This is a genomic window from Rhizobium sp. Root491, from assembly GCF_001427205.1.
Classification (GTDB): Bacteria; Pseudomonadota; Alphaproteobacteria; order Rhizobiales; family Rhizobiaceae; genus Agrobacterium; species Agrobacterium tumefaciens.
The window spans coordinates 164,132-188,175 of sequence record NZ_LMFF01000019.1 but is presented as its reverse complement, the minus strand read 5'-3'; the positions used below and the strand labels follow the sequence as shown (position 1 = coordinate 188,175).

At 60.4% G+C, this 24,044-nt stretch carries 23 protein-coding genes and 1 pseudogene; 4 read left to right on the top strand and 20 right to left on the bottom strand.

All coding sequences use genetic code 11. The annotated features are described in order from the left end of the window. Positions 1–20 precede the first annotated feature (20 nt). The 4 genes from ASD46_RS25075 (at position 21) to ASD46_RS25060 (ending at position 6,930) form a co-directional block, all read left to right on the top strand. Positions 21–1,013: an ABC transporter substrate-binding protein gene (locus ASD46_RS25075; RefSeq protein WP_025594317.1), complete on the top strand. Its 993-nt coding sequence runs from the start codon at positions 21–23 to the stop codon at positions 1,011–1,013. 365 nt (positions 1,014–1,378) lie between these two features. Further along, a complete protein-coding gene (locus tag ASD46_RS25070) occupies positions 1,379–2,572 on the top strand; it encodes an efflux RND transporter periplasmic adaptor subunit (RefSeq protein ID WP_003513881.1) in 1,194 nt (397 codons plus the stop codon). 13 nt (positions 2,573–2,585) lie between these two features. Continuing rightward, a complete protein-coding gene (locus ASD46_RS25065) occupies positions 2,586–5,906 on the top strand; it encodes an efflux RND transporter permease subunit (RefSeq protein WP_025594318.1) in 3,321 nt (1,106 codons plus the stop codon). Positions 5,907–6,240: 334 nt separating this feature from the next. Next, positions 6,241–6,930 carry a Crp/Fnr family transcriptional regulator gene (locus ASD46_RS25060; RefSeq protein WP_019565122.1) on the top strand — a complete coding sequence of 230 codons (690 nt, stop codon included), beginning with the start codon at positions 6,241–6,243 and terminating at the stop codon, positions 6,928–6,930. A gap of 74 nt (positions 6,931–7,004) precedes the next feature. Here the strand turns inward: ASD46_RS25060 and aidB are convergent, their stop codons facing one another. The 20 genes and pseudogenes from aidB to urtA form a co-directional block, all read right to left on the bottom strand. Next, positions 7,005–7,829: an AidB family quorum-quenching N-acyl homoserine lactonase gene (gene aidB / locus ASD46_RS25055; protein WP_013636706.1), complete on the bottom strand. Its 825-nt coding sequence runs from the start codon at positions 7,827–7,829 to the stop codon at positions 7,005–7,007. Between the two features lie 6 nt (positions 7,830–7,835). After that, a pseudogene (gene ureG / locus ASD46_RS25050) lies at positions 7,836–8,444 on the bottom strand (urease accessory protein UreG); the annotation flags it as partial. Between the two features lie 106 nt (positions 8,445–8,550). Continuing rightward, on the bottom strand, positions 8,551–9,222 hold the full coding sequence (locus tag ASD46_RS25045; RefSeq protein WP_013636708.1) for an urease accessory protein UreF: 672 nt from the start codon (positions 9,220–9,222) through the stop codon (positions 8,551–8,553). A 3-nt stretch (positions 9,223–9,225) separates the two neighbouring features. After that, positions 9,226–9,720: an urease accessory protein UreE gene (gene ureE, locus ASD46_RS25040; RefSeq protein ID WP_025594320.1), complete on the bottom strand. Its 495-nt coding sequence runs from the start codon at positions 9,718–9,720 to the stop codon at positions 9,226–9,228. Positions 9,721–9,870: 150 nt separating this feature from the next. Then, complete coding sequence (locus ASD46_RS25035) at positions 9,871–10,407, bottom strand: peroxiredoxin (RefSeq protein WP_013636710.1); 537 nt, start codon at positions 10,405–10,407, stop codon at positions 9,871–9,873. A gap of 168 nt (positions 10,408–10,575) precedes the next feature. After that, entirely contained in the window at positions 10,576–11,244 is a 669-nt protein-coding gene (locus ASD46_RS25030; RefSeq protein WP_013636711.1) for a TIGR02117 family protein, read from the bottom strand. Positions 11,245–11,253: 9 nt separating this feature from the next. Beyond that, positions 11,254–12,963 (bottom strand): urease subunit alpha, encoded by a 1,710-nt coding sequence (ureC, locus tag ASD46_RS25025; protein WP_013636712.1) that lies wholly within the window; start codon positions 12,961–12,963, stop codon positions 11,254–11,256. Positions 12,964–12,967: 4 nt separating this feature from the next. After that, complete coding sequence (locus ASD46_RS25020) at positions 12,968–13,612, bottom strand: hypothetical protein (protein WP_025594322.1); 645 nt, start codon at positions 13,610–13,612, stop codon at positions 12,968–12,970. A gap of 5 nt (positions 13,613–13,617) precedes the next feature. Then, on the bottom strand, positions 13,618–14,028 hold the full coding sequence (locus tag ASD46_RS25015; protein ID WP_025594323.1) for a lysozyme inhibitor LprI family protein: 411 nt from the start codon (positions 14,026–14,028) through the stop codon (positions 13,618–13,620). Between the two features lie 9 nt (positions 14,029–14,037). After that, positions 14,038–14,394, bottom strand: a complete 357-nt coding sequence (locus ASD46_RS25010; protein WP_003513905.1) for a GFA family protein — start codon at positions 14,392–14,394, stop codon at positions 14,038–14,040. Between the two features lies 1 nt (position 14,395). After that, positions 14,396–14,701 (bottom strand): urease subunit beta, encoded by a 306-nt coding sequence (locus ASD46_RS25005; RefSeq protein ID WP_003491734.1) that lies wholly within the window; start codon positions 14,699–14,701, stop codon positions 14,396–14,398. Between the two features lie 20 nt (positions 14,702–14,721). After that, positions 14,722–14,979, bottom strand: a complete 258-nt coding sequence (locus ASD46_RS25000; protein WP_003513907.1) for a DUF1272 domain-containing protein — start codon at positions 14,977–14,979, stop codon at positions 14,722–14,724. Positions 14,980–14,989: 10 nt separating this feature from the next. Next, a complete protein-coding gene (locus tag ASD46_RS24995; RefSeq protein ID WP_003513909.1) occupies positions 14,990–15,292 on the bottom strand; it encodes an urease subunit gamma in 303 nt (100 codons plus the stop codon). Positions 15,293–15,401: 109 nt separating this feature from the next. After that, positions 15,402–16,253 (bottom strand): urease accessory protein UreD, encoded by an 852-nt coding sequence (locus ASD46_RS24990; RefSeq protein ID WP_025594327.1) that lies wholly within the window; start codon positions 16,251–16,253, stop codon positions 15,402–15,404. Continuing rightward, on the bottom strand, positions 16,160–17,413 hold the full coding sequence (locus ASD46_RS24985; RefSeq protein WP_035198989.1) for an alpha/beta hydrolase family esterase: 1,254 nt from the start codon (positions 17,411–17,413) through the stop codon (positions 16,160–16,162). Before ASD46_RS24985 ends, ASD46_RS24990 begins: the two co-directional genes overlap by 94 nt. A gap of 255 nt (positions 17,414–17,668) precedes the next feature. Continuing rightward, on the bottom strand, positions 17,669–18,364 hold the full coding sequence (urtE, locus tag ASD46_RS24980) for an urea ABC transporter ATP-binding subunit UrtE (protein WP_025594329.1): 696 nt from the start codon (positions 18,362–18,364) through the stop codon (positions 17,669–17,671). 208 nt (positions 18,365–18,572) lie between these two features. Beyond that, positions 18,573–19,334, bottom strand: coding sequence for an urea ABC transporter ATP-binding protein UrtD (gene urtD, locus ASD46_RS24975; RefSeq protein ID WP_003513917.1), 762 nt, complete (start codon positions 19,332–19,334; stop codon positions 18,573–18,575). Positions 19,335–19,341: 7 nt separating this feature from the next. Continuing rightward, positions 19,342–20,520 carry an urea ABC transporter permease subunit UrtC gene (gene urtC / locus ASD46_RS24970; RefSeq protein ID WP_003513919.1) on the bottom strand — a complete coding sequence of 393 codons (1,179 nt, stop codon included), beginning with the start codon at positions 20,518–20,520 and terminating at the stop codon, positions 19,342–19,344. After that, positions 20,517–22,130 (bottom strand): urea ABC transporter permease subunit UrtB, encoded by a 1,614-nt coding sequence (urtB, locus tag ASD46_RS24965; RefSeq protein WP_025594332.1) that lies wholly within the window; start codon positions 22,128–22,130, stop codon positions 20,517–20,519. The genes urtC and urtB overlap by 4 nt, the downstream gene beginning before the upstream one ends. Positions 22,131–22,412: 282 nt before the next feature. After that, positions 22,413–23,702 (bottom strand): urea ABC transporter substrate-binding protein, encoded by a 1,290-nt coding sequence (urtA, locus tag ASD46_RS24960; RefSeq protein WP_003513924.1) that lies wholly within the window; start codon positions 23,700–23,702, stop codon positions 22,413–22,415. Positions 23,703–24,044: the final 342 nt, after the last annotated feature.

Below are 24,044 nucleotides of genomic sequence, written 5' to 3'. Positions count from 1 at the left end.
TAACGAAAAAGGGAACAGCGATGAAAATGAAACTTGCCTCCATGCTTCTTGCCGGCGCGTCACTTCTGAGCGCATTTGAGGCTCGGGCCGCCGACAAGATCACCCTGCAGCTGAAATGGGTCACCCAGGCGCAGTTCGCCGGTTATTACGTCGCCAAGGACAAGGGCTTTTATGAAGCCGAAGGCCTCGATGTCGATATCAAGCCGGGCGGACCGGATATTGCGCCTGCGCAGGTTCTGGCCGGCGGTGGCGCGGATGTGATCGTCGACTGGATGCCATCGGCACTCGCCACCCGCGAAAAGGGCGTGCCGCTCGTCAACATCGCCCAGCCGTTCAAAACGTCAGGCATGATGCTGACCTGCCTCAAGGAAACCGGCATTACCAAGCCGGAAGATTTCAAGGGCAAGACGCTCGGCGTCTGGTTCTTCGGCAATGAATATCCGTTCCTGTCGTGGATGGCGCACCTGAAAATCCCGACCACCGGCGGCGCGGATGGCGTCACCGTCCTCAAGCAGGGTTTCAACGTCGATCCGCTGCTGCAAAAGCAGGCCGCCTGCATTTCCACCATGACCTATAATGAATACTGGCAGGTCATTGATGCCGGCATCAAGCCGGAGGAACTCGTCACCTTCAAATATGAGGACGAAGGCGTCGCAACGCTGGAGGACGGGCTCTACGTTCTCGAAGACAAGCTGAAGGACGCCAAGTTCAAGCAAGACATGGTCAAATTCGTCCGCGCTTCCATGAAGGGCTGGAAGTGGGCGGAAGAACACCCTGACGATGCAGCAGGTATCGTTCTTGAAAATGACGCCTCCGGCGCCCAGACCGAAAAGCACCAGAAGCGCATGATGGGCGAAGTCGCCAAGCTGACCGCCGGCTCGAAGGGCGCGCTGGACAAGGCGGATTACGAGCGCACCGTCAAGACGCTGCTCGGCGGCGGTTCCGATCCCGTCATCACCAAGGAGCCGACAGGCGCCTACACCACTGAAATCACCGATGCGGCGCTGAAATAGTCACGTCGACGCCGAAAACATGGAAACGCGCGGCCATCGCCGCGCGTTTTTTTGCGCGTTGGTGACCCGTTTGATGAATTACAACACTCGGCCATATACAAAAATGTATATCAACCCTCGAGGCTATGCGGATTGATTTGTATAGCAACAACAATTAGAGTCCCCGCCAACAAGACTGCCGAATTTGATCTTGTAAAAAAGCACGAGGCAAAGGTGCTTAAGATTCGCGTTGAGGGGCGTTTGAATCGGGAGGATCGAGAAGGAAGTATTGTGATCCCTTGTTTCACATTCGTTGCCGCATGACCTTTTAAAACACGCCTTCAGGCTGAAGGACATGCGATCGAATATTGCGCGAGCCAAGACACATGCAGCATAAAGTCACGTTTAACCGCTTTGTTTTCCTTCTTCTTTCCGCAACGGCCCTGCCATTTTCGGCCGTGGCCGAGGGAGAAGTGCCGGAACCGGTCAAACAGCAGAACCTGCCTTCCATCATCGTCGCGCACGCCGCAACACGCGATCTCGTGGACCGCATCATCGCCACCGGTACCATCAGGCCCGTGGACGAAATTTATGTACAGCCGCTGGTCGACGGCCTGTCGATCGACGAACTGAACGTCGATATCGGCGACAGGGTCGAGGCGAATGCGGTTCTGGCCGTGCTTTCCTCGGACAGTCTTCTCCTGCAAAAAAGCCAGCTTGAGGCCAACAGGGCCAAGGCGCAGGCCGCCGTTGCGCAATCCAAGGCGCAGGTTCTGGAGGCTGAGGCCAACAAGGCCGATGCCCTTCGCCAGCGCGACCGCGCCGCCAAGCTCGGCCAGAGCGGTTCCGGTTCCGTCTCCGAGACGGAAAAAACCGAGGCCGCTGCCCAGGTTGCGCAGGCACGCCTTGATGCCGCCAAGCAGACCGTTTCCGCCGGAGAGGCAGACATCAAGGTCGTGGACGCGCAGATTGACGACATCAATCTGAAACTGACGCGCACGGGTGTGAAAACCCCCGTCACCGGCATCGTTTCCGCCAAGAATGCCAAGGTCGGCGCCATAGCCAGCGGCGCGGGAAACCCGCTTTTCACGATCATCAAGGACGGCGCGATCGAGCTTGTCGCCGATCTTTCCGAGACTGACATCCAGCGGGTGAAGGCCGGCCAGAAAGCTTTCTTGACGGTTGCCGGCGGAGCAAAAAAAATTGAGGGCAAGGTGCGTCTCGTTTCGCCGACCGTCGACCCGGCCACGCGCCTTGGTTCCGTGCATGTTGTGCTGCCGACGGACAGCCCGGCACGGTCGGGCATGTATGCCAGCGCTGAGATCATCGTAAAAGAGACGAACGCGCTTGCCCTGCCGCTTTCGGCCGTCACCTCCGGGCGTGAAGGCTCGACCACCCGCAAGGTGGAAGGCGACATCGTCAAGCAGGTGAAGATCGAGACCGGCATTGAAGACAGCGGTTTCATCGAGATTGTCAGCGGACTTGCCGCTGGTGACAAGGTTGTCGAGAAAGCTGGAGCATTCGTGCGTGATGGTGACCGGATAAGACCGGTGGAAGCCCAGACGGCTGCGTCCAACTGACTGAGGGAATGAAATGAACTTCTCCGCATGGTCAATCCGTAACCCGATTGCGCCGCTTCTCGGCTTCGCGCTTTTGATGTTCCTCGGCATCCAGGCCTTCAACGCCCTGCCGATCACCCGTTTTCCGAATATCGACGTTCCCGTCGTTGCCGTCACCGTGACCCAGAGCGGCGCTTCGCCGTCCGAGCTGGAGATGCAGGTGACGAAGGAGATCGAAGACGCTGTCGCCGCCATTAGCGGCGTCGACGAAATCCAGTCGACCGTCACCGACGGACAATCCCTGACAACCGTCGTCTTCCGCATCGAAAAGCCGACGGAAGAGGCGGTTCAGGACGTCAAGGACGCTATCGACAAGATCCGCAGCGATCTGCCATCCGACATCGAAGTGCCTGTTGTCAGCAAGATCGACGTGGAAGGCCAGGCAATCCAGACCTTTGCCGTCTCCTCGCCGAACATGACGCTGGAAGAACTGTCCTGGTTCGTGGATGACACCATCAAGCGTTCGCTGCAGGGCAAGTCCGGCATCGGCAAGGTCGACCGTTATGGCGGCGCCGACCGCGAAGTGCGCGTTTCGCTCAGCCCCGAAAAGCTCGACGCCTACGGCATCACCGCAAGCGAAGTGAACGGCCAGCTGCGCGGCACCAATATCGACCTCGGCTCCGGCCGCGGCCAGGTTGGCGGCAACGAACAGACGATCCGCACGCTCGGCGACACCCGCGATGTCACCCAGCTTGCCAACACCACCATCGCGCTCTCCAATGGCCGTTTCGTAAAGCTCGCCGAACTCGGCACAGTCACGGACACCTATGAGGAGCAGAAGTCCTTCTCGCGCTTCAACGGCAACCCCGCCGTTACCTTTGCGGTGTTCCGCTCCAAGGGCGCCAGCGAGGTTTCGGTCGCCAAAACCGTGGCCGAAAGCCTCGATCAGGTCCGCAAGGACCATCCCGACGTCGCGATCCAGATGGTCGATGACGCCGTCTACTTCACCTATGGCAACTATACGGCAGCGCTCGATACGCTGATCGAAGGCGCGGTCCTCGCCGTCATCGTGGTTCTGCTGTTCCTCAGGAACTGGCGCGCTACCCTGATTGCCGCCGTGGCCCTGCCGCTCTCCGCGATCCCGACATTCTGGATCATGGACATCATGGGCTTCTCGCTCAACCTCGTCAGCTTCCTCGCATTGACGCTCGCCACGGGTATTCTCGTGGACGACGCCATCGTGGAAATCGAGAACATCGCCCGCCACATCAAGATGGGCAAGACGCCGTATCGCGCCTCGCTGGAAGCCGCAGACGAAATCGGCCTTGCCGTCATCGCCACCAGCTTCACCATCATCGCCGTCTTCGTACCCGTGTCGTTCATGCCCGGCATTCCCGGCCAGTACTTCATCCAGTTCGGTCTGACGGTCGCCTTCTCGGTGTTCTTCTCGCTGGCGGTCGCCCGTCTCATCACGCCCTTGATGGCCGCCTACCTGATGCGCGCCGAAGACGCGATGGACGACCATGCCGACAATGACGGCTGGCTGATGAAAGCCTATACGCGCATGGTTTCCGCCACCACCTCCAAATGGTGGGCGCGTTACCTGACGCTGGTCGGCGCCATCGGCTTCCTCATTGCTTCCGTCATGCTTCTTAGCCAGGTGCCGGGCAGCTTCCTGCCGCCGGACGACGCCTCGCGCGTGACGCTTTCGGTGGAACTGCCGCCCAATGCGACGCTGGACGAGACAGACCGGACGACGACCGAAATCTTCCACGCCATCCGCGATATCAACGGTGTGGAAAGCGTCTTCATCCTCGGCGGCGCTTCGCCCAAGGGCGATCTGGAGCTTCGCCGCGCCACCGTCAACGTCATTCTCCAGCATATCGACCATTCGCTGCTGAAAACCCTTGTCAACAAGGGTCTCGGCTCGCTTCCGCTTGTCGGCCAATATCTTCCGAAGATCGAGGAAAAGGGCCGTGTCCGTCCGCAGTGGGATGTGGAGCGGGATATCTTCGCCAAGGTCCGCAGCATTCCGGATGTGCGCATCATCAAGCTGAACGACCGCGCGGAACGCGAACTGAGCTTCAACTTCCTCTCGTCCAACGAGAAGGATCTGAACGACGCCGTCGGCATTCTCGAAAGCCGCCTGCGCGCCTCGCCCATCCTTGCCAATGTCAGCTCGGAGGGAGCGCTTCCCCGTCCTGAACTGCAAATCCGCCCGCGCAAGGACGAGATCGCCCGCCTCGGAATCACGCCGCAGCAGATTTCGCAGACGGTGCGTGTCGCCACCATCGGTGACATCGACGCACAGTTGACGAAAATCTCGCTGGACGACCGGCAGATCCCGATCCGCGTGCAGGCATCCATCGATACCCGCCGTGACCTCGCCACCATCCGCGCGCTGAAGGTCAAGACCGCATCCGGTTCGCTGGTGCCGCTCTACAGTGTTGCCGATATCGACTATTCGGAAGGTCCAAGCTCGATCAAGCGCAACGACCGCAACCGCGTCGTCTCCATCGGCTCCGATGTACCGTTCGGCACAGCGCTCGATACGTCTACGGCGGAGTTCAAGCGGATCGTTTCGGAAACCGAACTGCCGGCAAGCGTTCGCCTTGCCGAAAGCGGCGATGCCAAGGTGCAGGGCGAAATGCAGCAGGGCTTCGTCAACGCCATGCTGCTCGGCCTGCTGCTGGTGCTGGTGGTGCTTATCCTTCTGTTCAAGGATATCATCCAGCCCTTCACCATCCTGTTCTCACTGCCGCTCGCCATTGGCGGCGTGGCTGTGGCGCTCATCATCACGCAGAACGCGCTTTCCATGCCCGTTCTCATCGGCATTCTGATGCTGATGGGTATCGTGACGAAAAACGCCATCCTGCTGGTGGACTTCGCCATTGAAATGCGCCGGCACGGCATGGAACGGGTGCATGCCATGGTCGAGGCCGGCCGCAAGCGCGCCCGACCGATCATCATGACCTCCATCGCCATGTCGGCGGGCATGTTGCCCTCGGCACTTGGCGTCGGCGAAGGCGGCTCCTTCCGCGCGCCGATGGCGATTGCGGTGATCGGTGGCATCATCGTCTCCACGGTGCTGTCCCTGATCGTGGTCCCCGCCTTCTTCCTGATCATGGATGACCTGTCGCGCCTGCTCGCCCACCTCTTCGGCCGCTTCGTCGGCAAGAAGGAAGAGGAGGAAGAGTCGCTCTCCAACGAAAAACTCTCGGAGATCGCCCGCGAAAACAGCCTGGCACTCTCCTCGCTGGAAGCGCGCGTCGCCGGCATGGAAAAAGGCTCCGGTGAAAAATCCGGTGACAAGGGCAGCAATATATTGCGGTTGCCGCCGCTCGCTGCCGAGTGAAAGTTGAAACGCCGGGTCCAGTGCCCGGCGTTTCCTTTTGTGGTGCGTTTGCTTGGTCGCGACTGCGTTGCGGCTAGCTTCTTATCCACGCCGGGGAGAAGAGATAGGCCGCACCCACTCGCTCCACATTTCCCTGCTCCCCGCACAACAACGCCAAACCCATTTGATCGAAATCAATTCGCTTTTCAGGTGAACTGCTAATCTCCCTCGCATCGGGAATTGCCGGTCGAAGGATAATGCGATGAGCTCTTTTCAGATAGGCGTGAGGGAAAAGGAACATCCCCGGTTTCGTATCGCTTCGGACAACCCGGCAAAAGGTTTGAGCGGGAGCCGGATGGACGTGAACAAGACCGTAAAGCTGAGCAACAGGGACAGGAACATTCTGCTGCGCGTGCCCCTGATAGGGATTGCGGATGAAGCGGCGGCGTTGAAACTGATGGAGGCGGCAACCGTCACCAATCTCAATGCCCGCCATGTGCTCTTCAAGGAGGGCGAGGCAGCGCAATATTTCTACTGTGTACTGTCGGGCTATGTCCGCCTTTACCGGCTGGACAGGCACGGGCGCGAGGCGGATGTGCGTGTCAGCGGTCCGGGCGATACCTTCAACGAATGCCTGATCTTCGGCAGCGACAGCTATCGTTACAGCGCGCAGGCGGCGGAAAGCTGCACCGTGGCGCGTTTCGAACTGGCAAGAATCCGCAGCCTTGTGGATCAGGAACCGGCAATCGCCAAGGCCGTGATGCGCTGCCTCTCCAACAGCCTGCTCGGCACCATGGATTGCATTGCCAACGACCGGCTGCAAACCGCGCCGCAACGCGTTGCCCATTACCTGATCAATCAGGGGCCGCGCGACGCTACGTCCTTTTCGCTGCGTCTGCCGTTCCAGAAAAGCCTGCTCGCCGGCAAGCTCGGCCTTGCACCGGAAGCGCTGTCGCGCGCTTTCTCCGCACTGAAAAAGGCGGGCGTCACCGTTCGAGGCCGCATCGTGCAGGTCAATGATGTCGCGGCGCTGAAGCAGATTTGAAGAAGTACCGGGGAGAGGAAGAGGACGGGACGCCTACGGGTATCCCGTCCTCTAATTTTTTGTCGAGCAGGATATCAGACCGGCTGCGGCACGAAGCGGAAGCGATCGCCCTCTCGCTCGACGCGGAAAAACCCGCCAAGATGGCCGCCGGAAACCAGCCAGCCGTGATCGGCAACCTGGGTCAGCGCATCGAGACGTGTCGAATAGGCAGTTTCGGAATCGATATCATAGACGAAACCGATACCCGGATCGTCCGCCTGCAACGCGCTCACATGCAGCACATCGCCCCACAATAACAGCCGGTCATCGCCGTTACCGATGAGATAGCCGGTATGGCCAGGCGTATGGCCGGGCATGGCGATGGCTTCCATACCCTCGGCAATCCTGCCAGTTGGGATTGGCCGCAGCATGGCCCCACAAATGTCGAGCAGCCGGGCGGCAATATCGAAAGCGCCCTGCCGCGCAGGCGGCAATTTCTTGCGCGCATCCTCGCTAGTGAAAAAGGCAAGATCGGCCTCGGGCACCCATATGTCCGCATTGGGAAAATAAGGCCGGTCGCCGTCGATAAGTCCCAGCGCATGGTCGCCGTGAATATGGGTGAGGATAACACGGCTGACATCATCAGGCTGGATCCCAGCGGCAATCATCCCCGCACGGGCATGGCCGTAGGTCGGCCCCCAGGCCGTGCCGCAACCGGTGTCTATCAGCGAAATACCATCAGGCCCTGACAGCACAAAACAGTTGACGTCCATGTCCACCGTTTCGCCCTCATGCCGGGCAAGCGCCGCCGCCAGCGCATCCGCGCCCTGCCGGTGGATGAGGTGCCCGACAGGCGCCTTGTAGACACCATCGACAAAACGGGAAACGTCATAGGGACCAAAACGGAGGGGCGTGGTCATGTCTCGGAGACCGCCCTGCTCTTTCAGGAAACCGACGATGCGATCGACACCCTCGCCGCGCTTCATGTCGGTAAAGACGAAAGGCATGGCATTGCGCATGCGGGTGGCATCGCTGTCCATCACCGTCAGATCAGCGCCGACGTAAGGGGCAAGGTCTTTCTTGTTGATGACCAGCAGGTCCGAGCGGGTGATGCCCGGCCCGCCCTTGCGCGGAATTTCCTCGCCCTGACAGACGGAGATCACATAGATGGTGATATCGGCAAGATCCGGCGAGAAAGTCGCCGCAAGATTGTCGCCACCGGATTCGATGAAGACAACATCGAGATCGGGAAAGCGCGCATTGAGACCGGCAATCGCCTGCAGATTGATCGTCGCATCCTCACGGATGGCGGTATGCGGACATCCGCCCGTCTCCACTCCAACGATACGCTCGGACGGCAGCGCCTGCATGCGCACCAGCGCTTCCGCATCCTCCTTGGTGTAGATATCGTTGGTAACGACGGCGACGGAGTAATCGGCGCTCATAGCCTTGCAAAGCTTTTCCGTCAGCGCGGTCTTGCCGGAACCGACCGGCCCGCCAATGCCGACGCGCAGCGGACCGTTGCCCGATTTCATGCCCGATGTCACAACCATATTCCCTTCAATATGCTTTGATGTTGTCCCACCATAACGCTTCGCACGACCGCTTCAAGGGCGGCAATGCTGCATTGCGGCGAGATATTCAGGAGCGGAAAAGCCGCGTTCCCTGCATCTCGTGCCGCATCGTCGCGGTGTCGGCGATAACAGTGGCGCTGCCGAGATCGTCGAGCGTGGATTGCACGGCCCGTGCCGCCATTTCGCCGATCGTCGCCTCGCTTGCGGCGAGAATGGCAACGCCGTCCTTCTGCCCCGCGACGCCGAGGCGGATACCGGCGGAGACGATCTGCGAGACACCGGCATGCAGGAATGCGGCAACCGTTTCCCGAAGCGGCACGCCATGCCCTGCCGCCACCGCACCTATGGCAACAGGATAAGGAACCTCTTTCGGCAACAGCTCAAGAACCGCGTGCGGCCAGGCGCCGGCGGCGGCAACGAAGGCATCGCCGAGGAGCACCGTCTCGCGGTAGCGCTCCGCAGAACCGGCGAGCGCGCGAGCCAGATCCGCCGCTTCACTCAGGGCGACGGCGTCCGTTCCATTACGCCAGGCATCAGCCAGAAATACCGCATCGTTCCACAGACTGCCGGAACGCAGCAGCACCTCCACCCAGCCGTAAAGACCGGCGGCATCACTGACGCGCCGGTCCTCCACCGCCTTTTCAAGGCCGCCAGAATAGGAAAAGCCGCCGACAGGAAAGGCCGGCGACATCCAGGCCATGAGCCGCAGCAGCGCGGCAACGCCGCGATCTTCGCTCATGCCTCAGCCATGGTCGTGATGCTGACCATGGTCATGCCCGTGCCCATGACCGTGGGAATGGCCGCCATGGGCGTGGTAAGCACCGCGCGCTGGCTGGAAAGGTTCTTCCACATCACGCACTGTTGCGCCAAGGCCTTCCAGCATCGCGCGGATCACGTGGTCACGCAGGATGAGAATACGCTCCTCCTCGATCTGCGCCGAAAGGTGCCGGTTGCCCAGATGCCAGGCAAGCTCGATCAGGTGAAGACGGTCCTTCGCCTTGATTTCGAACAGCTTTTCATCCGCAGCACGAACCTCCACCAGATCACCGTTCTCCACCACCAGCAGGTCGCCATGGGCAAACAGCACGGCTTCCTTCAAATCCAACATCACCATCTCGTCATTCTGCAAATGCAGAAGTTTGCGGCGCAGATGCCGCTGGTCATGCGCGAGAGTGACATAACCGGAAGGTTCGTCGGCTGGAGTTCCGGCGGGGTGATAGGACGTGACGCGCAGCATGGGATGATCCATTTCAGAAACAGTCTTGGGGTTCCGATTGTTGACGGATAGCCCGGCCGATTTCAAGGCGTGTTTTCAGGTCGAACGCATCTCGGAAAACGAAAAAGCCCGGCATCGCTGCCGGGCCTTGTCAAAAAAAGCAAACCGCAATCAGGCCGCAGCGCGGCTCTTCAGGTTTTCCAGAATGTTCTGCGGCGAGGAAACGCCGTATGGGTCGGTATCGCTATTGTCACAATAGCCCTCTTCCTCGAACCACTGCTCCACCAGACCGTCATTGATGACGGCGGCGTAACGCCAGGAGCGCATGCCGAAACCGAGATTGTCCTTGGCGACCAGCATGCCCATCTTGCGGGTGAACTCGCCCGAACCGTCAGGAATGACCTTGACGTTTTCGAGGTTCTGGCCTTTTGCCCAGGCGTTCATCACGAAGGCGTCGTTGACCGACAGGCAATAGATTTCATCGACGCCGAGCGCGCGGAATTCGCCCGCGAGCTTTTCGAAATCGGGAAGCTGGTAGGTCGAGCAAGTCGGCGTGAAAGCGCCGGGCAACGAGAAAAGAACGACCTTTTTGCCCTTGAAGTAATCGTCGGAGGTCATGTCCTGCCAACGGAAAGGGTTGGGGCCACCAACGGCCTCGTCGCGAACACGCGTGCGGAAGGTAACGGCGGGCACTTTTTTGCCGAGCATGTCTTGTCTCCTGATCTGTCTTCAATTTTCTGGCGTTTTGCACGGATCGCTTGGGACCGATCCGCACGGAATTCTTTTGCCGTTTCTTTAGCGCAAGATGCACTGCGGTGCAGCATAAAAATCGGATTACCAGACGTCAAATCAACGAAACGTCGCACCGCGGGAAGATCAATTGTGCAGCGCTACCGACCAGCGCAACAGTGGCGGCAACGGTGTCCACCAGCCGGTGCGAATGCCGGCTTGCCGCAGCATGGCGGCAGACCACGTGTTGCAGCCGGCCAGCGCATTGAACCAGCCATTAGCCTCGAAAAATCCATCCGTCAGGCTGTAGGAAGCACCGGGTATAAGCTGAACTTTGCCATTGTCCCGCAGGAAGCTCGTACGAATGCCCGCCACAAGTCGCTGATATCCCGCTTCGGAAATGCGAAGGCGCTTCACCCCGGCAAGGTCGGCGGGAAAATCCCCCGTCACATCCACATGCATCACCGACTGGTCGAGTGTCAGAGAGCGCACGACCGGCATCGGCTTCAGGTCGGCCCAAGTCGGCGTCTGTATGTAAAACGACCGGCCACCCCAGCCGAACACCAGATAGGCAGCAGCCGGATGGTTGACCGCGATACCGCCCTCCTGCAATTCGGAAAAGACCCGCCGCAGATCGTCATCGACAGGCAGGGCGATATCGGTATGGATCGGATTGGATAACAGCAATATCTCGCGATCCCTCACGCCGCTTGTTTCATCGGCAAAAAAGGGTCGCGGCACGACGGTGCCGAGCACAAGAAGCAGGATGATCAGCAGCAGGCCACCGCCGATCCACCTTGTGATAAATCTCAACACGAAACGCCGTTAAAACAGGAAATAACGCTGCGCCATCGGCAGCACCGTCGCCGGTTCACAGGTCAGAAGCTCGCCATCGGCGCGCACCTCATACGTTTCCGGGTCAACCTCGATATGCGGGGTCAGCGAATTGTGGATCATCGAGGCCTTGGAAATGCCGCCGCGCACGTTCTTCACCGCCATCAGCTTCTTGGCAACACCAAGACGCCCTGCAAGGCCGGCATCCAGCGACGCCTGACTGACAAATGTAACCGAGGAATTGGTGCGCAGCTTGCCATAGGCGGCAAACATCGGGCGGTAATGCATCGGCTGCGGCGTGGGAATGGAGGCATTCGGATCGCCCATCGGTGCCGCGGCGATGGAACCGCCGAGCAACACCATTTCCGGCTTCACGCCGAAGAATGCCGGGTTCCACAACACCAGATCGGCACGCTTGCCGACTTCGATGGAGCCGATCTCATGGCTGACGCCCTGCGCGATGGCCGGGTTGATGGTATATTTGGCGATGTAACGGCGGACGCGGAAATTGTCGTTTTCGCCGGTCTCTTCCTTCAGGCGGCCGCGCTGGCGCTTCATCTTGTCAGCCGTCTGCCAGGTGCGGATCGCCACTTCACCGACACGGCCCATGGCCTGGCTGTCGGAGGAAATGATCGAGAACGCGCCGATATCGTGGAGAATATCCTCCGCCGCGATGGTTTCCTTGCGGATGCGGCTTTCGGCGAACGCGATATCCTCAGGGATGGACGACGACAGATGGTGGCACACCATCAGCATATCCAGATGTTCGGCCAGCGTATTGATGGTGTAGGGCCGCGTCGGGTTGGTGGAAGACGGGATGACGTTCGGATTGCCGCAGACCTTGATGATATCAGGCGCATGGCCGCCGCCTGCCCCTTCGGTGTGGAAGGCATGGATGGTACGGCCCTTGATGGCGGCAACCGTGTCTTCCACGAAACCGCTCTCGTTCAGCGTATCGGTGTGGATCATCACCTGCACGTCATATTCGTCAGCCACTGTCAGGCAATTGTCGATGGCGGCGGGCGTCGTGCCCCAGTCCTCGTGCAACTTCAGCGATGAGGCACCGGCAAGGATCATCTCTTCCAGCGGCGCGGGCAACGAAGCATTGCCCTTGCCCGCCAATGCGAGGTTCATCGGGAAAGCGTCGAAGCTCTCGATCATCCGCTCGATGTGCCACGCGCCGGTGCAGGTGGTGGCAAGCGTGCCATGCGCGGGGCCGGAACCGCCGCCCAGCATGCAGGTAACGCCGCTCATCAGCGCTTCTTCGATCTGCTGCGGGCAGATGAAATGAATATGTGCATCCATGCCGCCGGCAGTCAGAATCTTGCCTTCGCCGGCAATCGCCTCTGTCGAAGGGCCGACGATGATCGTCACGCCCGGCTGCGTATCGGGGTTGCCCGCCTTGCCGATGGCGTGGATGCGCCCGTTCTTCAGGCCCACATCCGCTTTGTAGATGCCGCTATGGTCGACGATGACGACGTTGGTGATGACGGTATCGACAGCGCCTTCGGCCCGCGTCGCCTGGCTCTGGCCCATGCCGTCGCGAATGACCTTGCCACCGCCGAATTTCACTTCCTCGCCATAGGTCGTGTAGTCCTTCTCGATCTCGATGAAGAGTTCGGTATCGGCAAGACGCACCTTGTCGCCGACGGTCGGGCCGAACATGCCGGCATAGGCGGCGCGGGAAATCTTGTAAGGCATGGGTTCAGGCTCCTTCGGACGCGGAGAAAATCGATATGGGAGAAATTCGTGTCAGCCGGCCCTCGTGTGTAAGGGCCTCTACAAGCTGTTTTTCGGCGGCAAACGGATGCCCGTTCCAGCCGTGATGACCAAAGCCCGCAATCAACACCTCGTCATCGCCGCCGCTCACGGTCTCCAGAACATGGGCAATGGCCAAAAGCCCGGTGCTCGGGCAGACGTAAGGGGCCGGCGCATAGACCTGCAATGCGTGATCAAGCCGCTCATGCACCCCACGCGGAATGACGATGTGGCTCTTGCCGGTCTCTTCGGCTAATGCTGCGAAACCGGAGGTATAATCGGCGCAAAAATCGGTCAGTTCGGGCCAGCGAGCGCGGATATCCGGCTCCATCTGCGAAAATTTCGCGGGATCGCGCACCGACCAGATGGCGGAAGCCCGCTGCACCCCCTCATTGTCGCGCCACGCGGCCCCTTCGCTCATCTCGCGGCCGGGCCGGCCGGTGTTGCAAACGGCCACCACATCCGTGCGGCTGCCGCCAGCGCCCAGCGAACGGCAATCGTTGAAGCGGATGACAATGTCGGAAAGGTCGATGAGATCAGCCACGCCCTGCGGCATTTCTCCGTTTCCGACAATCATGATCCGCCGCCCCATACCGTTCAGAAACCTTCGGACAACTGGCGCAGTTCGTCAGCGCGCTTGTTGCTCATATCGGCCAGGCATGAGGAAACCAGCATCGGCTCCATCGTGCCGCCACGCGCCTGAAACCCGAAGGCATCACAATTGGCATCGCGAAACGCCACCCAGGCACGCTGGGCGGCAACCAATGCATCCACGGCACCCTTGCCGCTTTCGTCTGCCGTCTTGTCACGCTCGGCAAGCTGCTTGCGAACCTTCTGGTAGGCGGCGTTCAACTGCTTGTCGGCCTTTTCGTAATCCTTGCCGGCGCAGATTGTCATATCGGCCTGCGTTTGCGGCGAGGTGCAATCGGGCGCGTCATCGGCAAATGCGGGAGACGCCGCAAGAGACAGCAGGACAGCCGCACCGAAACAGAATTTTTTCAAAGTCATGGCCATCACTCAGGCAGCCGCGCCATCGAAAGCCTGCGGCTTCAGCGCACGCGGATCGACACCATCAAGGCAATTGGTATTCACCGCCACCATCGGCGTCCCATCCGGCCCATCGGCATAGGCAAAACTCTCAATGCCGCAGGTGGAGCAGAACAGATGATGGATCTTGTGCTTGTTGAAGAGATATTCCGTCAGCTTGTCGTCGCCGGAAAGCAGGGTGAATTTTTCGCGCGGCGCGAAGGCAAGCGTCGAGCCCAAGCGCTTGCAGCGCGAGCAATTGCACACGACCGTGTGGTCGAGATCGGCATCGACCTCGAAGCTCACGTCGCCGCACTGGCAACTTCCGTGATAATGTGCCGTCGCCATCTCATAACCTCCCCATGATCTGTTGACGAAACCCGTAAACCTCACGCTTGCCGGAAAGCGGCACCAGCGTCACTTCCCGCTTCTGGCCGGGTTCAAAACGAACCGCAGTGCCGGCCGGAATGTCGAGACGCATGCCGCGCACCTTGTCGCGGTCGAAGACAAGACCCGCATTGGTCTCGAAGAAATGGTAGTGGCTGCCCACCTGCACCGGCCGGTCACCGGTATTGGCCACCTCGATCGTCACCGTCGGCTGGCCGGCATTGAGTTCGATGGTGCCCTCTGCGGCAATGATTTCGCCTGGTTTCATGGTGCTCCCCTTTGTCTCTCTCAAGCAGCGGTGGCTGCCGCGCAGCCTTCAGCCTTCAGCACCCGTGTCGTCGATGCCGGATTGTTAACGAGTTTGGCCGCCGGGCGGATGGGCCTGCGAACCAGCTCGCCGCCGCAATTCGGGCAGGCGCCTTTGAGCACATCGGTCGCGCAATCGGCGCAAAAGGTGCATTCGAACGAGCAGATCATCGCAACCCGGCTGTCGGGGGCAAGATCACGGTCGCAGCATTCGCAATTGGGCCGAAGCTCCAGCGCCATATCGTCCCCCTCAGCGTATCGGTTCGTGAACGGTCACAAGCTTGGTGCCGTCGGGAAATGTTGCTTCCACCTGCACATCATGGATCATGTCGGCGATGCCTTCCATAACCTGATCGCGGGAAATGACATGCGCGCCGGCTTCCATCAGGTCGGCCACCGCGCGACCATCGCGGGCGCCCTCGACAACGAAATCGGTAATCAGCGCAATCGCTTCCGGGTAATTCAGCTTCACGCCACGCTCCAGCCGGCGGCGCGCCACCATGGCGGCCATGGAAATCAGCAGCTTGTCTTTTTCTCTCGGAGTAAGGTTCATCGTCGTCCCGCAGCTTTCGCACCTGCCCCGCAAAACACAGTGTTTCGGGGGCTGATCCGACTTGTTTGACAGACCCCGGAAGGTCGCCTGTCGCGGGCGATCCGGAGCTTTACAGATTCCAGACTTTCGGCACTGGCGCGCCGTTTCGCAAGAGCGAAATGATCGGAAAAAGTATTTTTCTAAGGGAGAAGCCGTCCGCGGCGGACACGCGCACGACAAGCTTACCCTGCCATTCGCTGGCGCCGCCGCTTTCCCCGGCAATAGCCCGGATTTTAGGCAAAAGCGCCTCGGCCAGAGGCCCGATATAAAGAAGCGTGGCAAAGGCCACCTGCCCGGCAAGCACCGCCGGTTTTGCAGTCAGCTCCGCCACTTCTCCCGCAAGCAACAGCTCTTCGGCATGTACCAGCCGGCCGCCATGGCGAATGCGCCAGCGATCCCGGAACAGGCCATGCTGCATCGCTTCGCCCATGGCCTGACGCCCGAGCAGCACGGCTTCGACGGCGATGAATTCGGAGGTTGCGTCGAGATCGGCTTCCAGCCTGCGGGTCAGCGACGCCCGGTCGAAAAGAATGGTTTCCTGCGGCAGCCAGTGCAACCGGGCGCCCGGCCCTGCGGAAACGCGGGCGGTGACGGTGGCGGTTCCGGAGGATGCCTTGTAGACCTTCTCGCAGGCCTGCGTCGTCACCACCAGCGAGGTGCCGGCCCCGGCAACAGCCTGCCATTCCATTTCATCTCCGCCGGTCAATCCGCCGGAGGAGTTGATGAGGATGGCCTCGATCTCGTTGGAAAACGTATCCGGCAGGCGGATCTTGGCGCAACCTTCCTGGAACAATTGGTCCAGCCGGCTGCGCCCTTCGACAGCCTTGGTTACAATGCGTCCTCTGCCACGGGCGCGCTGCTGCCGGGCAGGTTCGCCGTCTTCGAAACCGGAAGGGCGGATGGCTTGCTGTTCTGGCTGCACGCGGTCTCCGAAACGGTTGCGGAAGCGGACCCGGCCTTGGCGCCGCAATCTTTTTTGACGACGGCATCCACTACCATCTGTCCTTCCGTGTTGCGGAAGAAATCCCACATTCTTTCCGCCGCATCAACCGTGCGCGTCACTTCGCCTGTGGGCATCTTGCGCTCCACGGCAGGTTCCGCCTTCGGCGTCTGCTCGCCACCCGGCTTGCGGGTAAGGACCGCCGACGCTGCCAGCACTTCCGCCTTCATGGTGGCGCGCGGCCAGGCATGGTCCCAATTGTCAATGACATAGGACTGGATACGTGCCCCGCCCTTGCAGACGTCATAGGAATTAACGGTGAAGCTCTCGCCCGGTCTGGTTTTCGCGCCGCCCTTGCAGCCGTCCATTTCCGCCCAGCGTTTCAGCGCCGTCTCGCCGCTATATTGCCAGTAGGACTTGCCACCACCCTGATAGGGATTGGCCGGATCCTTCAGACCCGCAAAGGCGATGATCGACATCGGCCGCGCCGGCTTGCAGCTTGCCGCATCCGGTCCCCATTTGCCCTCTGTCTCCAACGGATAACCCGCGCGCAACGATGCAACGAAGCCGGCAGCGGTGAAATCCGCGCTGCCATTGCAGATGAATTGCGACAGCATGCGCCCGCCGCCGGAATAACCGGAACCGTAAAAGCGCTCCTCATCCACGCAGAACTTGCCTTTCACCATGGCAATTGCATCGCGAATGAAGCTTACCTCATCCAGCCCGCCGGGACGGGTGGTAACACCAGGAACATTCCAGGCATGGGTGCCGGGTAATTCGCCATTGAGGCTACCCGCCAGCGCCACCACCATCAGGCCGTCGCGTTCGGCAAGCTTGTCCCAGCCGCTGCGGTTCAGCTGGCCGTGCGGATTGCTGTTGGATCCGTGGAAATCGAACACGACAGGCACCGGTTTTTTTCCGTCATAGGCCGATGGAACGAAATAAACGCCTTCGCGTTTTTGACCACTGGAGAGAATGGAAAAATCATGCCTGCCTGGTTCCACGCCGGGTTGCGCAAGCTGACCGCAGGTCGAGGCCGACGCTGCGACACTCGCGCTCGCGCAGATCGCAAGACCCAGAAATAGGGTACGGGCGGAGCGGAACAGCCGGGCAGCCCGGCCAAGGGCAAAGTCTTGATGCATTGACACGCCTTTATTGGGCACGGTTTCCCCGACGATACGTCGGACGCGCGTGGAATGTAAGGGATCAACTGTCGCGGCGTGCGAATAGACTTCGTCTGTGTCTCGCATGCAGCATTTCCGCTGCCAATATCACAGGCGTTTATTCAATGAAATGCTAAAATTGCGCATAAAAGCCATGCAGACACGCATAGACTTTCAAAATATTAATCGGCCGTTTGCACGCCGTGATCGGCAGGCGTGGCTTCTAGTCTCGATTTATACTGTCAGATGGCGACGCGCCTCGGGCGTATCCAGCGTTTCGGCAAGCCCCTCATGCACAATTTCGCCCCGGTCCATGATGTAGACATAGTCGGCAAGCTCACGGCAGAAATCCAGATATTGCTCGACCAGCAGGATCGCCATACCGGTGGAATCCCTGAGATATTTGATTGCGCGGCCGATATCCTTGATGATCGACGGCTGAATGCCTTCGGTCGGCTCATCGAGAACGAGGATTTTCGGCCGCGTCACCAGCGCCCGGCCGATGGCGAGCTGCTGTTGCTGGCCACCGGACAGGTCGCCGCCGCGTCTGCCCAGCATGGATTGCAGCACCGGAAACAGGCTGAAAATATCGTCAGGAATGAAACGCTCCTTGCGCGGCAGCGGCGCATAACCGCTTTCAAGGTTTTCCTGCACGCTGAGCAGCGGAAAGATTTCACGCCCCTGTGGCACGTAGCCGACACCGCGCTTGGCCCGGTGGTAAGGCGCCAGCCCATCCAGTGCCGCCCCTTCAAAGCTGATCGACCCGCCACTGATGGCATGCTGGCCGGTGACCGCGCGCAACAACGAGCTTTTGCCCACGCCGTTGCGGCCGAGAACACAGGTGATCTTGCCCATCTCCGCTTTCAGCGACACGCCCCGCAGGGCTTGGGCTGCGCCATAGTGGAGGTTGATGTTGTCGACGTTCAGCATGGTGCAACTCCATTGATGCTTTGGTGGGCGGCGCTACCCCCCTCTGCCCTGCCGGGCATCTCCCCCACAAGGGGGGAAATCAGATGCCGTTCCCGCTCGTCCCATCGCCTACTGGTCTTGGGGTAGGGTGTTAGCCGCTTGCCGATCTCCCCCCTGGTGGGGGAGATGCCCGGTAGAGCAGAGGGGGGTAAAGCCGCAGACGCTTCCATCACCGCCCCAGATAATTCTCGATCACCTTCGGATCGCTGGACACAAAATCGATCGACCCTTCAGCCAGCACCGAGCCCTCGGCAAGACACGTCACCTTCACGCCCAGCTCGCGGATGAAGCCCATGTCGTGCTCCACCACCACGACCGAGCGGGTCTTGGCGATTTCCTTCAGAAGCACGGCGGTTTCGGCTGTCTCCGCATCCGTCATGCCGGCCACCGGCTCGTCCACCAGAAGCAGCTTCGGTTCCTGTGCCAAGAGCATGCCAATCTCCAGCCACTGTTTCTGGCCGTGCGAGAGGTTGGCCGCGAGATCGCCGCGGCGGTGGCTGAGACGCACGGTGGCGAGGATTTCCTCAATGCGCGCCTTGTCCTCCGCTGTCAGCCTGTAGAACAGCGTGGCGAAGACGCCGCGTTTGCGGTTCAACGCCAGTTCCAGATTGTCCCAGACGGTATGGCTTTCAAACACCGTTGGCTTCTGGAATTTACGCCCGATGCCCAGCTGGGCAATGTCCGCCTCGTCCTTTTTCGTGAGGTCGATGCTGTCTTCGAACAGCACCGTGCCGGTATCCGGCCGGGTCTTGCCGGTGATGATATCCATCATCGTCGTCTTGCCGGCGCCATTCGGACCGATGATGGCCCGCAGCTCGCCCGGCTCCACCACGAAGGACAGGGAATTGAGCGCCCTGAACCCGTCGAAGGAAACGGAAACACCGTCGAGATAAAGCAGGCTTTTGGTTCTGTTTTCGGAAACCGTGTTCATATCAGCCTCACTCCGCCGCCTGTTGCGCCGCTGTTGCAGCACTGTCATTGCCCGGTTGTCCGGCCGCACTTGCCGCCCGCGCAACACGCTTTTCGCGCCGGCCGACCAGATAATGCTGCACGGTGCCGACGATGCCCTTGGGGAAGAACAGCGTCACCGCGATGAACAGCCCACCCAGCGCAAACAGCCAGAATTCGGGGAAAGCACCGGTGAAATAGCTCTTGCCGCCATTGACCAGCAGCGCGCCGATGATCGGCCCGATCAGCGTGCCGCGCCCGCCGACTGCGGTCCAAACCACCACCTCGATGGAGTTGGCGGGGGAGAATTCGCCGGGATTGATGATGCCCACCTGCGGCACGAACAGGGCACCGGCAATGCCCGCCATCATGGCCGAGACGACGAAGGTAAAAAGCTTGATGTTTTCCACCCGGAAACCGAGGAAGCGCACCCGGCTTTCGGCATCGCGCACGCCCACCAGCACCTTGCCGAATTTGGAATTGACGATGCCGGATGCAATCAGCAGCGAAAGCGCCAGCATAACGGCCGTCATCGCAAACAGCACGGCACGGGTGCCATCCGCCTGCACGGAAAAGCCGAGAATATCCTTGAAATCGGTGAGACCATTATTGCCGCCGAAACCCATGTCGTTGCGGAAGAAGGCAAGCAGCAGGGCGTAGGTCATGGCCTGCGTGATGATGGAGAGGTAAACGCCGTTGACGCGCGAGCGGAAGGCGAACCAGCCAAACACGAAGGCGAGCAGGCCGGGCACCACCAGCACCATCAGTGCTGCAAACCAGAACATGTCGAAGCCGTGCCAGAACCACGGCAGTTCCTTCCAGTTGAGGAACACCATGAAGTCAGGCAGCACGGGATGGCCGTAAACACCGCGCGTGCCGATCTGCCGCATCAGATACATGCCCATGGCATAACCGCCGAGCGCGAAGAAGGCGGCGTGGCCGAGCGAGAGAATGCCGCAATATCCCCAGACCAGATCAAGCGCCAGCGCCAGCAGCGCGTAGGCCAGATATTTGCCGAGCATCGACATGATGTAGGTCGGGATGCGGAACGCGCTGTCAGCCGGCAACAGCAGATTGGAGGCGGGCACCAGCACGGCGATGGCCAGGATGATGCCGATGGCGATGGAAATGCGCCGATCGAGCGCGCGCAGGAGGAAGCCGGTAATCATGCTTCGATCGCCCTTCCCTTGAGTGCGAAGAGACCACGCGGCCGCTTCTGGATGAACAGGATGATGAGAACGAGCACGAGGATCTTGCCAAGCACGGCGCCCACCGTCGGCTCAAGGAACTTGTTGAGCACGCCGAGCGACAGCGCACCCACCAGCGTTCCCCAGAGATTGCCGACCCCGCCGAATACCACCACCATGAAACTGTCGATGATGTAGCTCTGGCCGAGATTGGGCGAGACATTGTCGATCTGCGACAGCGCTACCCCGGCAAGGCCGGCAACGCCGGAACCGAGCGCGAAGGTGAAGGCATCCACCCAGGGCGTGCGGATGCCCATGGAAGAGGCCATGCGGCGGTTCTGGGTCACAGCGCGCATCTGCAAGCCGAAGGCGGAGCGCTTCAAAAGCACCAGCAGCGCGAAGAAGACGGAAAGCGAGAAGCAGACGATCCACACGCGGTTCCAGGTGAAGTTGAGGTAACCAACGCTGAAGGAGCCGGACATCCAGCTCGGGCTGCCGACCTCACGGTTGGTCGGGCCGAAGATGGAACGCACGCCCTGTTGCAGGATCAGCGAGATACCCCATGTGGCGAGTAGCGTTTCCAGCGGTCGCCCGTAGAGATAGCGGATGACGCCGCGCTCCATGATGAGGCCGACGCAGGCTGTGACCAGAAAGGCGGCCGGCAGGGCAATCGCCAGTGACCAGTCGAACAGGCCGGGGAAATGGCTGCGGATCAACTCCTGCACCATGAAGGTGGAGTAAGCGCCGATCATCACCATCTCGCCATGCGCCATATTGATGATGCCCATGACGCCGAAGGTGATGGCAAGACCGATGGCGGCGAGCAGCAGCACCGAGCCGAGCGACAGGCCGTACCAGACATTCTGTGCGTAATCCCAGAAGGCAAGGGAACTCTCGATGCTCGAAATCGCCTCGTCCACATCCGGCTTCAGGCTCGGATCAACCGTGGGCGTCGCCGCCATCAGAATGCTGATCGCATCGCGCCCGCCAAGCGCCTTGATGGTGGCGATCGCTTCTTTCTTCACCTCAAGGGGGCGGTCGGAGGAAAGCAGCGAGACTGCCCGCGCCTCCTCCATCCGCGTCCGCACCTCTTTGTCGGTTTCCTTGGATATGGCCGCTTCCAGCAATTCCAGATTTTCGGCGCTGGGGGCTTTCAGAACCGCATCGGCGGCGGAAAGCCGCACCGAGCGTTCCGGACTGAGCAACGTCAGGCCGCCCATCGCGGCGCGGATGACGCGACGCAGATTGTTGTTGACCCTGATCTTGGTAACCGCCGCCTTCGGCGCTTCGCCAGCGCTTTCGCCGGTCAGCGGATCGATGAGCGTGAAATTGGAACCCGACGGCTTGGTCATGAACACCAGATTGTCGGCCTTGCGCACGTAAAGATCGCCTGATGCAAAAGCCTCAAGCGCCGGCACCACCCGCGCGTCGCCGGTGGCAGCAATCTGGCCGATCAATGTTTCGGCCTGCTTGAAGTCAGCCGTGCCGAGCTGGTCGATCAGCGCCTTCGGATCGCTCTGCGCGAGGGACTGGGCGGCGATCCCCAGGGTGAGCCAGAGGAAGATGGCTCCGAGAAAAGATCGGATCGTCATGTCGGGTTCCTTGGAGCGGTTTGCGACTCTGCGGTTGCGTGTGGCACGACCTGAATATGCGGCTTCACCCCCCTCTGCCCTGCCGGGCATCTCCCCCTCAAGGGGGGAGATCGCCCGTGGCAAGGTCCCGTCCATCTCGACGTTCAAGGATGAAATGGCGGGAGAGCATCTTGCCGATCTCCCCCCTTGAGGGGGAGATGTCCGGCAGGACAGAGGGGGGTAAATCTGGCTCAGTTTATAAACAATCCGCCCCTCCAAAGAGGGGCGGCGTTCGTTTCCTTATCAGCTACCCTTGCCGCCGCACTTGCCCGTGGCCACGTTGAAGTTGCCGCAAGACATCGGCTTGCGCCAATCCGAAATCAGATCCTTCGAGTCAGGCAGGTAATCCGACCATTCGTCACCCACGACCTGTGGCGTCTGCTGCACGATTTCGAACTGCCCATCGGCCTGGATTTCACCGATCAGCACCGGCTTGGTGATGTGGTGGTTCGGCATGACGGTGGAGTAACCGCCAGAAAGGTTCGGCACGGAAACGCCGATGATGCTGTCAAGAACCGCGTCCGTATCGGTCGTGCCTGCGGTTTCGACGGCCTTAACCCAGGCGTTGAAACCGATATAGGCGGCTTCCATCGGGTCGTTCGTCACGCGCTTGTCGTTCTTGGTGAACGCATGCCAGGTCTTGATGAATTCGGCGTTGACCTCGGTATCGACAGACTGGAAGTAGTTCCAGGCGGCAAGGTGGCCGACCAGCGGCGCGGTATCGAGACCGGCAAGCTCTTCTTCACCGACCGAGAAGGCGACGACCGGAATGTCCTCGGCCTTGATGCCCTGGTTCGCCAGCTCCTTGTAGAAGGGCACGTTGGCGTCACCATTGATGGTGGAGACAACGGCGGTCTTCTTGCCGGCCGAGCCGAACTTCTTGATGTCGGACACGATCGTCTGCCAGTCGGACTGGCCGAACGGCGTGTAGTTGATCATGATGTCCTCTTCCTTGACGCCCTTCGACATCAGGTAGGCCTTCAGGATCTTGTTTGTGGTCTGCGGGTAGACATAGTCGGTACCTGCCAGAACCCAGCGCTCGACGCCTTCGGTCTTGGCGAGATAATCGACGGCCGGAATGGCCTGCTGGTTGGGCGCTGCACCCGTGTAGACGATGTTGCGGGAGGATTCTTCACCCTCATACTGCACCGGGTAGAACAGCAGGGAATTCAGCTCTTCGAAAACCGGCAGCACGGACTTGCGCGACGAGGATGTCCAGCAACCGAAAACGGCGGCGACCTTGTCCTGCGAAATCAGCTGGCGGGCCTTTTCGGCAAACAGCGGCCAGTCGGAGGCCGGGTCGACCACGACGGCTTCGAGCTTCTTGCCGAGAACGCCGCCCTTCTTGTTCTGCTCGTCGATGAGCATCAGCATGGCATCCTTCAGCGTCGTCTCTGAAATCGCCATGGTGCCGGAAAGAGAATGCAGCACGCCTACCTTGATCGTATCGTCGGCGGCAAATGCGCCATGGAAGGCTGTAGTGGACATGATTGCGCCGAGCAGCGCGGCGCTAAGCGTCTTGCGGAATGTCATCGGAAGAACCCCTCTCCTTGTTTAGCCCTCATGGGGCTTCAGCGGCATCGTTGACCGCTGCTGGAAAGGACTATCGATCTCGCGGGCGAGAAACCGTATACGTCAATTGACGTAGGCGGGGTGGCGAAAGCTGCAGGGGGTGTTGGGGAGAGGGAAATCCTGGCTGGGGCAACCGATGTGAAACCTGGCGTTTCAACTTGCTTCTTCTCCGGCAGGGAAGACGAGAGCAGCAGCGGGTCGAGGGTGCGAGGTCGGAGACAGACTGAGATGTCGTCCCTTCATCCAGCGCTTCGCGCCACCTTCTCCCCGGCAGGGGAGAAGAAACGATCAGCGACGCTTCAC

What these genes read in the sequence shown, in the direction of transcription:
- ASD46_RS25075 (WP_025594317.1), top strand. Translation starts at nt 21, where the DNA reads ATGAAAATGAAACTTGCCTCCATGCTTCTTGCCGGCGCGTCACTTCTG.
- ASD46_RS25070 (WP_003513881.1), top strand. Translation starts at nt 1,379, where the DNA reads ATGCAGCATAAAGTCACGTTTAACCGCTTTGTTTTCCTTCTTCTTTCC.
- ASD46_RS25065 (WP_025594318.1), top strand. Translation starts at nt 2,586, where the DNA reads ATGAACTTCTCCGCATGGTCAATCCGTAACCCGATTGCGCCGCTTCTC.
- ASD46_RS25060 (WP_019565122.1), top strand. Translation starts at nt 6,241, where the DNA reads ATGGACGTGAACAAGACCGTAAAGCTGAGCAACAGGGACAGGAACATT.
- aidB (WP_013636706.1), bottom strand. Translation starts at nt 7,829, where the DNA reads ATGACCACGCCCCTCCGTTTTGGTCCCTATGACGTTTCCCGTTTTGTC.
- ASD46_RS25045 (WP_013636708.1), bottom strand. Translation starts at nt 9,222, where the DNA reads ATGAGCGAAGATCGCGGCGTTGCCGCGCTGCTGCGGCTCATGGCCTGG.
- ureE (WP_025594320.1), bottom strand. Translation starts at nt 9,720, where the DNA reads ATGCTGCGCGTCACGTCCTATCACCCCGCCGGAACTCCAGCCGACGAA.
- ASD46_RS25035 (WP_013636710.1), bottom strand. Translation starts at nt 10,407, where the DNA reads ATGCTCGGCAAAAAAGTGCCCGCCGTTACCTTCCGCACGCGTGTTCGC.
- ureC (WP_013636712.1), bottom strand. Translation starts at nt 12,963, where the DNA reads ATGCCTTACAAGATTTCCCGCGCCGCCTATGCCGGCATGTTCGGCCCG.
- ASD46_RS25020 (WP_025594322.1), bottom strand. Translation starts at nt 13,612, where the DNA reads ATGGGGCGGCGGATCATGATTGTCGGAAACGGAGAAATGCCGCAGGGC.
- ASD46_RS25015 (WP_025594323.1), bottom strand. Translation starts at nt 14,028, where the DNA reads ATGACTTTGAAAAAATTCTGTTTCGGTGCGGCTGTCCTGCTGTCTCTT.
- ASD46_RS25010 (WP_003513905.1), bottom strand. Translation starts at nt 14,394, where the DNA reads ATGGCGACGGCACATTATCACGGAAGTTGCCAGTGCGGCGACGTGAGC.
- ASD46_RS25005 (WP_003491734.1), bottom strand. Translation starts at nt 14,701, where the DNA reads ATGAAACCAGGCGAAATCATTGCCGCAGAGGGCACCATCGAACTCAAT.
- ASD46_RS25000 (WP_003513907.1), bottom strand. Translation starts at nt 14,979, where the DNA reads ATGGCGCTGGAGCTTCGGCCCAATTGCGAATGCTGCGACCGTGATCTT.
- ASD46_RS24995 (WP_003513909.1), bottom strand. Translation starts at nt 15,292, where the DNA reads ATGAACCTTACTCCGAGAGAAAAAGACAAGCTGCTGATTTCCATGGCC.
- ASD46_RS24985 (WP_035198989.1), bottom strand. Translation starts at nt 17,413, where the DNA reads ATGCATCAAGACTTTGCCCTTGGCCGGGCTGCCCGGCTGTTCCGCTCC.
- urtE (WP_025594329.1), bottom strand. Translation starts at nt 18,364, where the DNA reads ATGCTGAACGTCGACAACATCAACCTCCACTATGGCGCAGCCCAAGCC.
- urtD (WP_003513917.1), bottom strand. Translation starts at nt 19,334, where the DNA reads ATGAACACGGTTTCCGAAAACAGAACCAAAAGCCTGCTTTATCTCGAC.
- urtC (WP_003513919.1), bottom strand. Translation starts at nt 20,520, where the DNA reads ATGATTACCGGCTTCCTCCTGCGCGCGCTCGATCGGCGCATTTCCATC.
- urtB (WP_025594332.1), bottom strand. Translation starts at nt 22,130, where the DNA reads ATGACGATCCGATCTTTTCTCGGAGCCATCTTCCTCTGGCTCACCCTG.
- urtA (WP_003513924.1), bottom strand. Translation starts at nt 23,702, where the DNA reads ATGACATTCCGCAAGACGCTTAGCGCCGCGCTGCTCGGCGCAATCATG.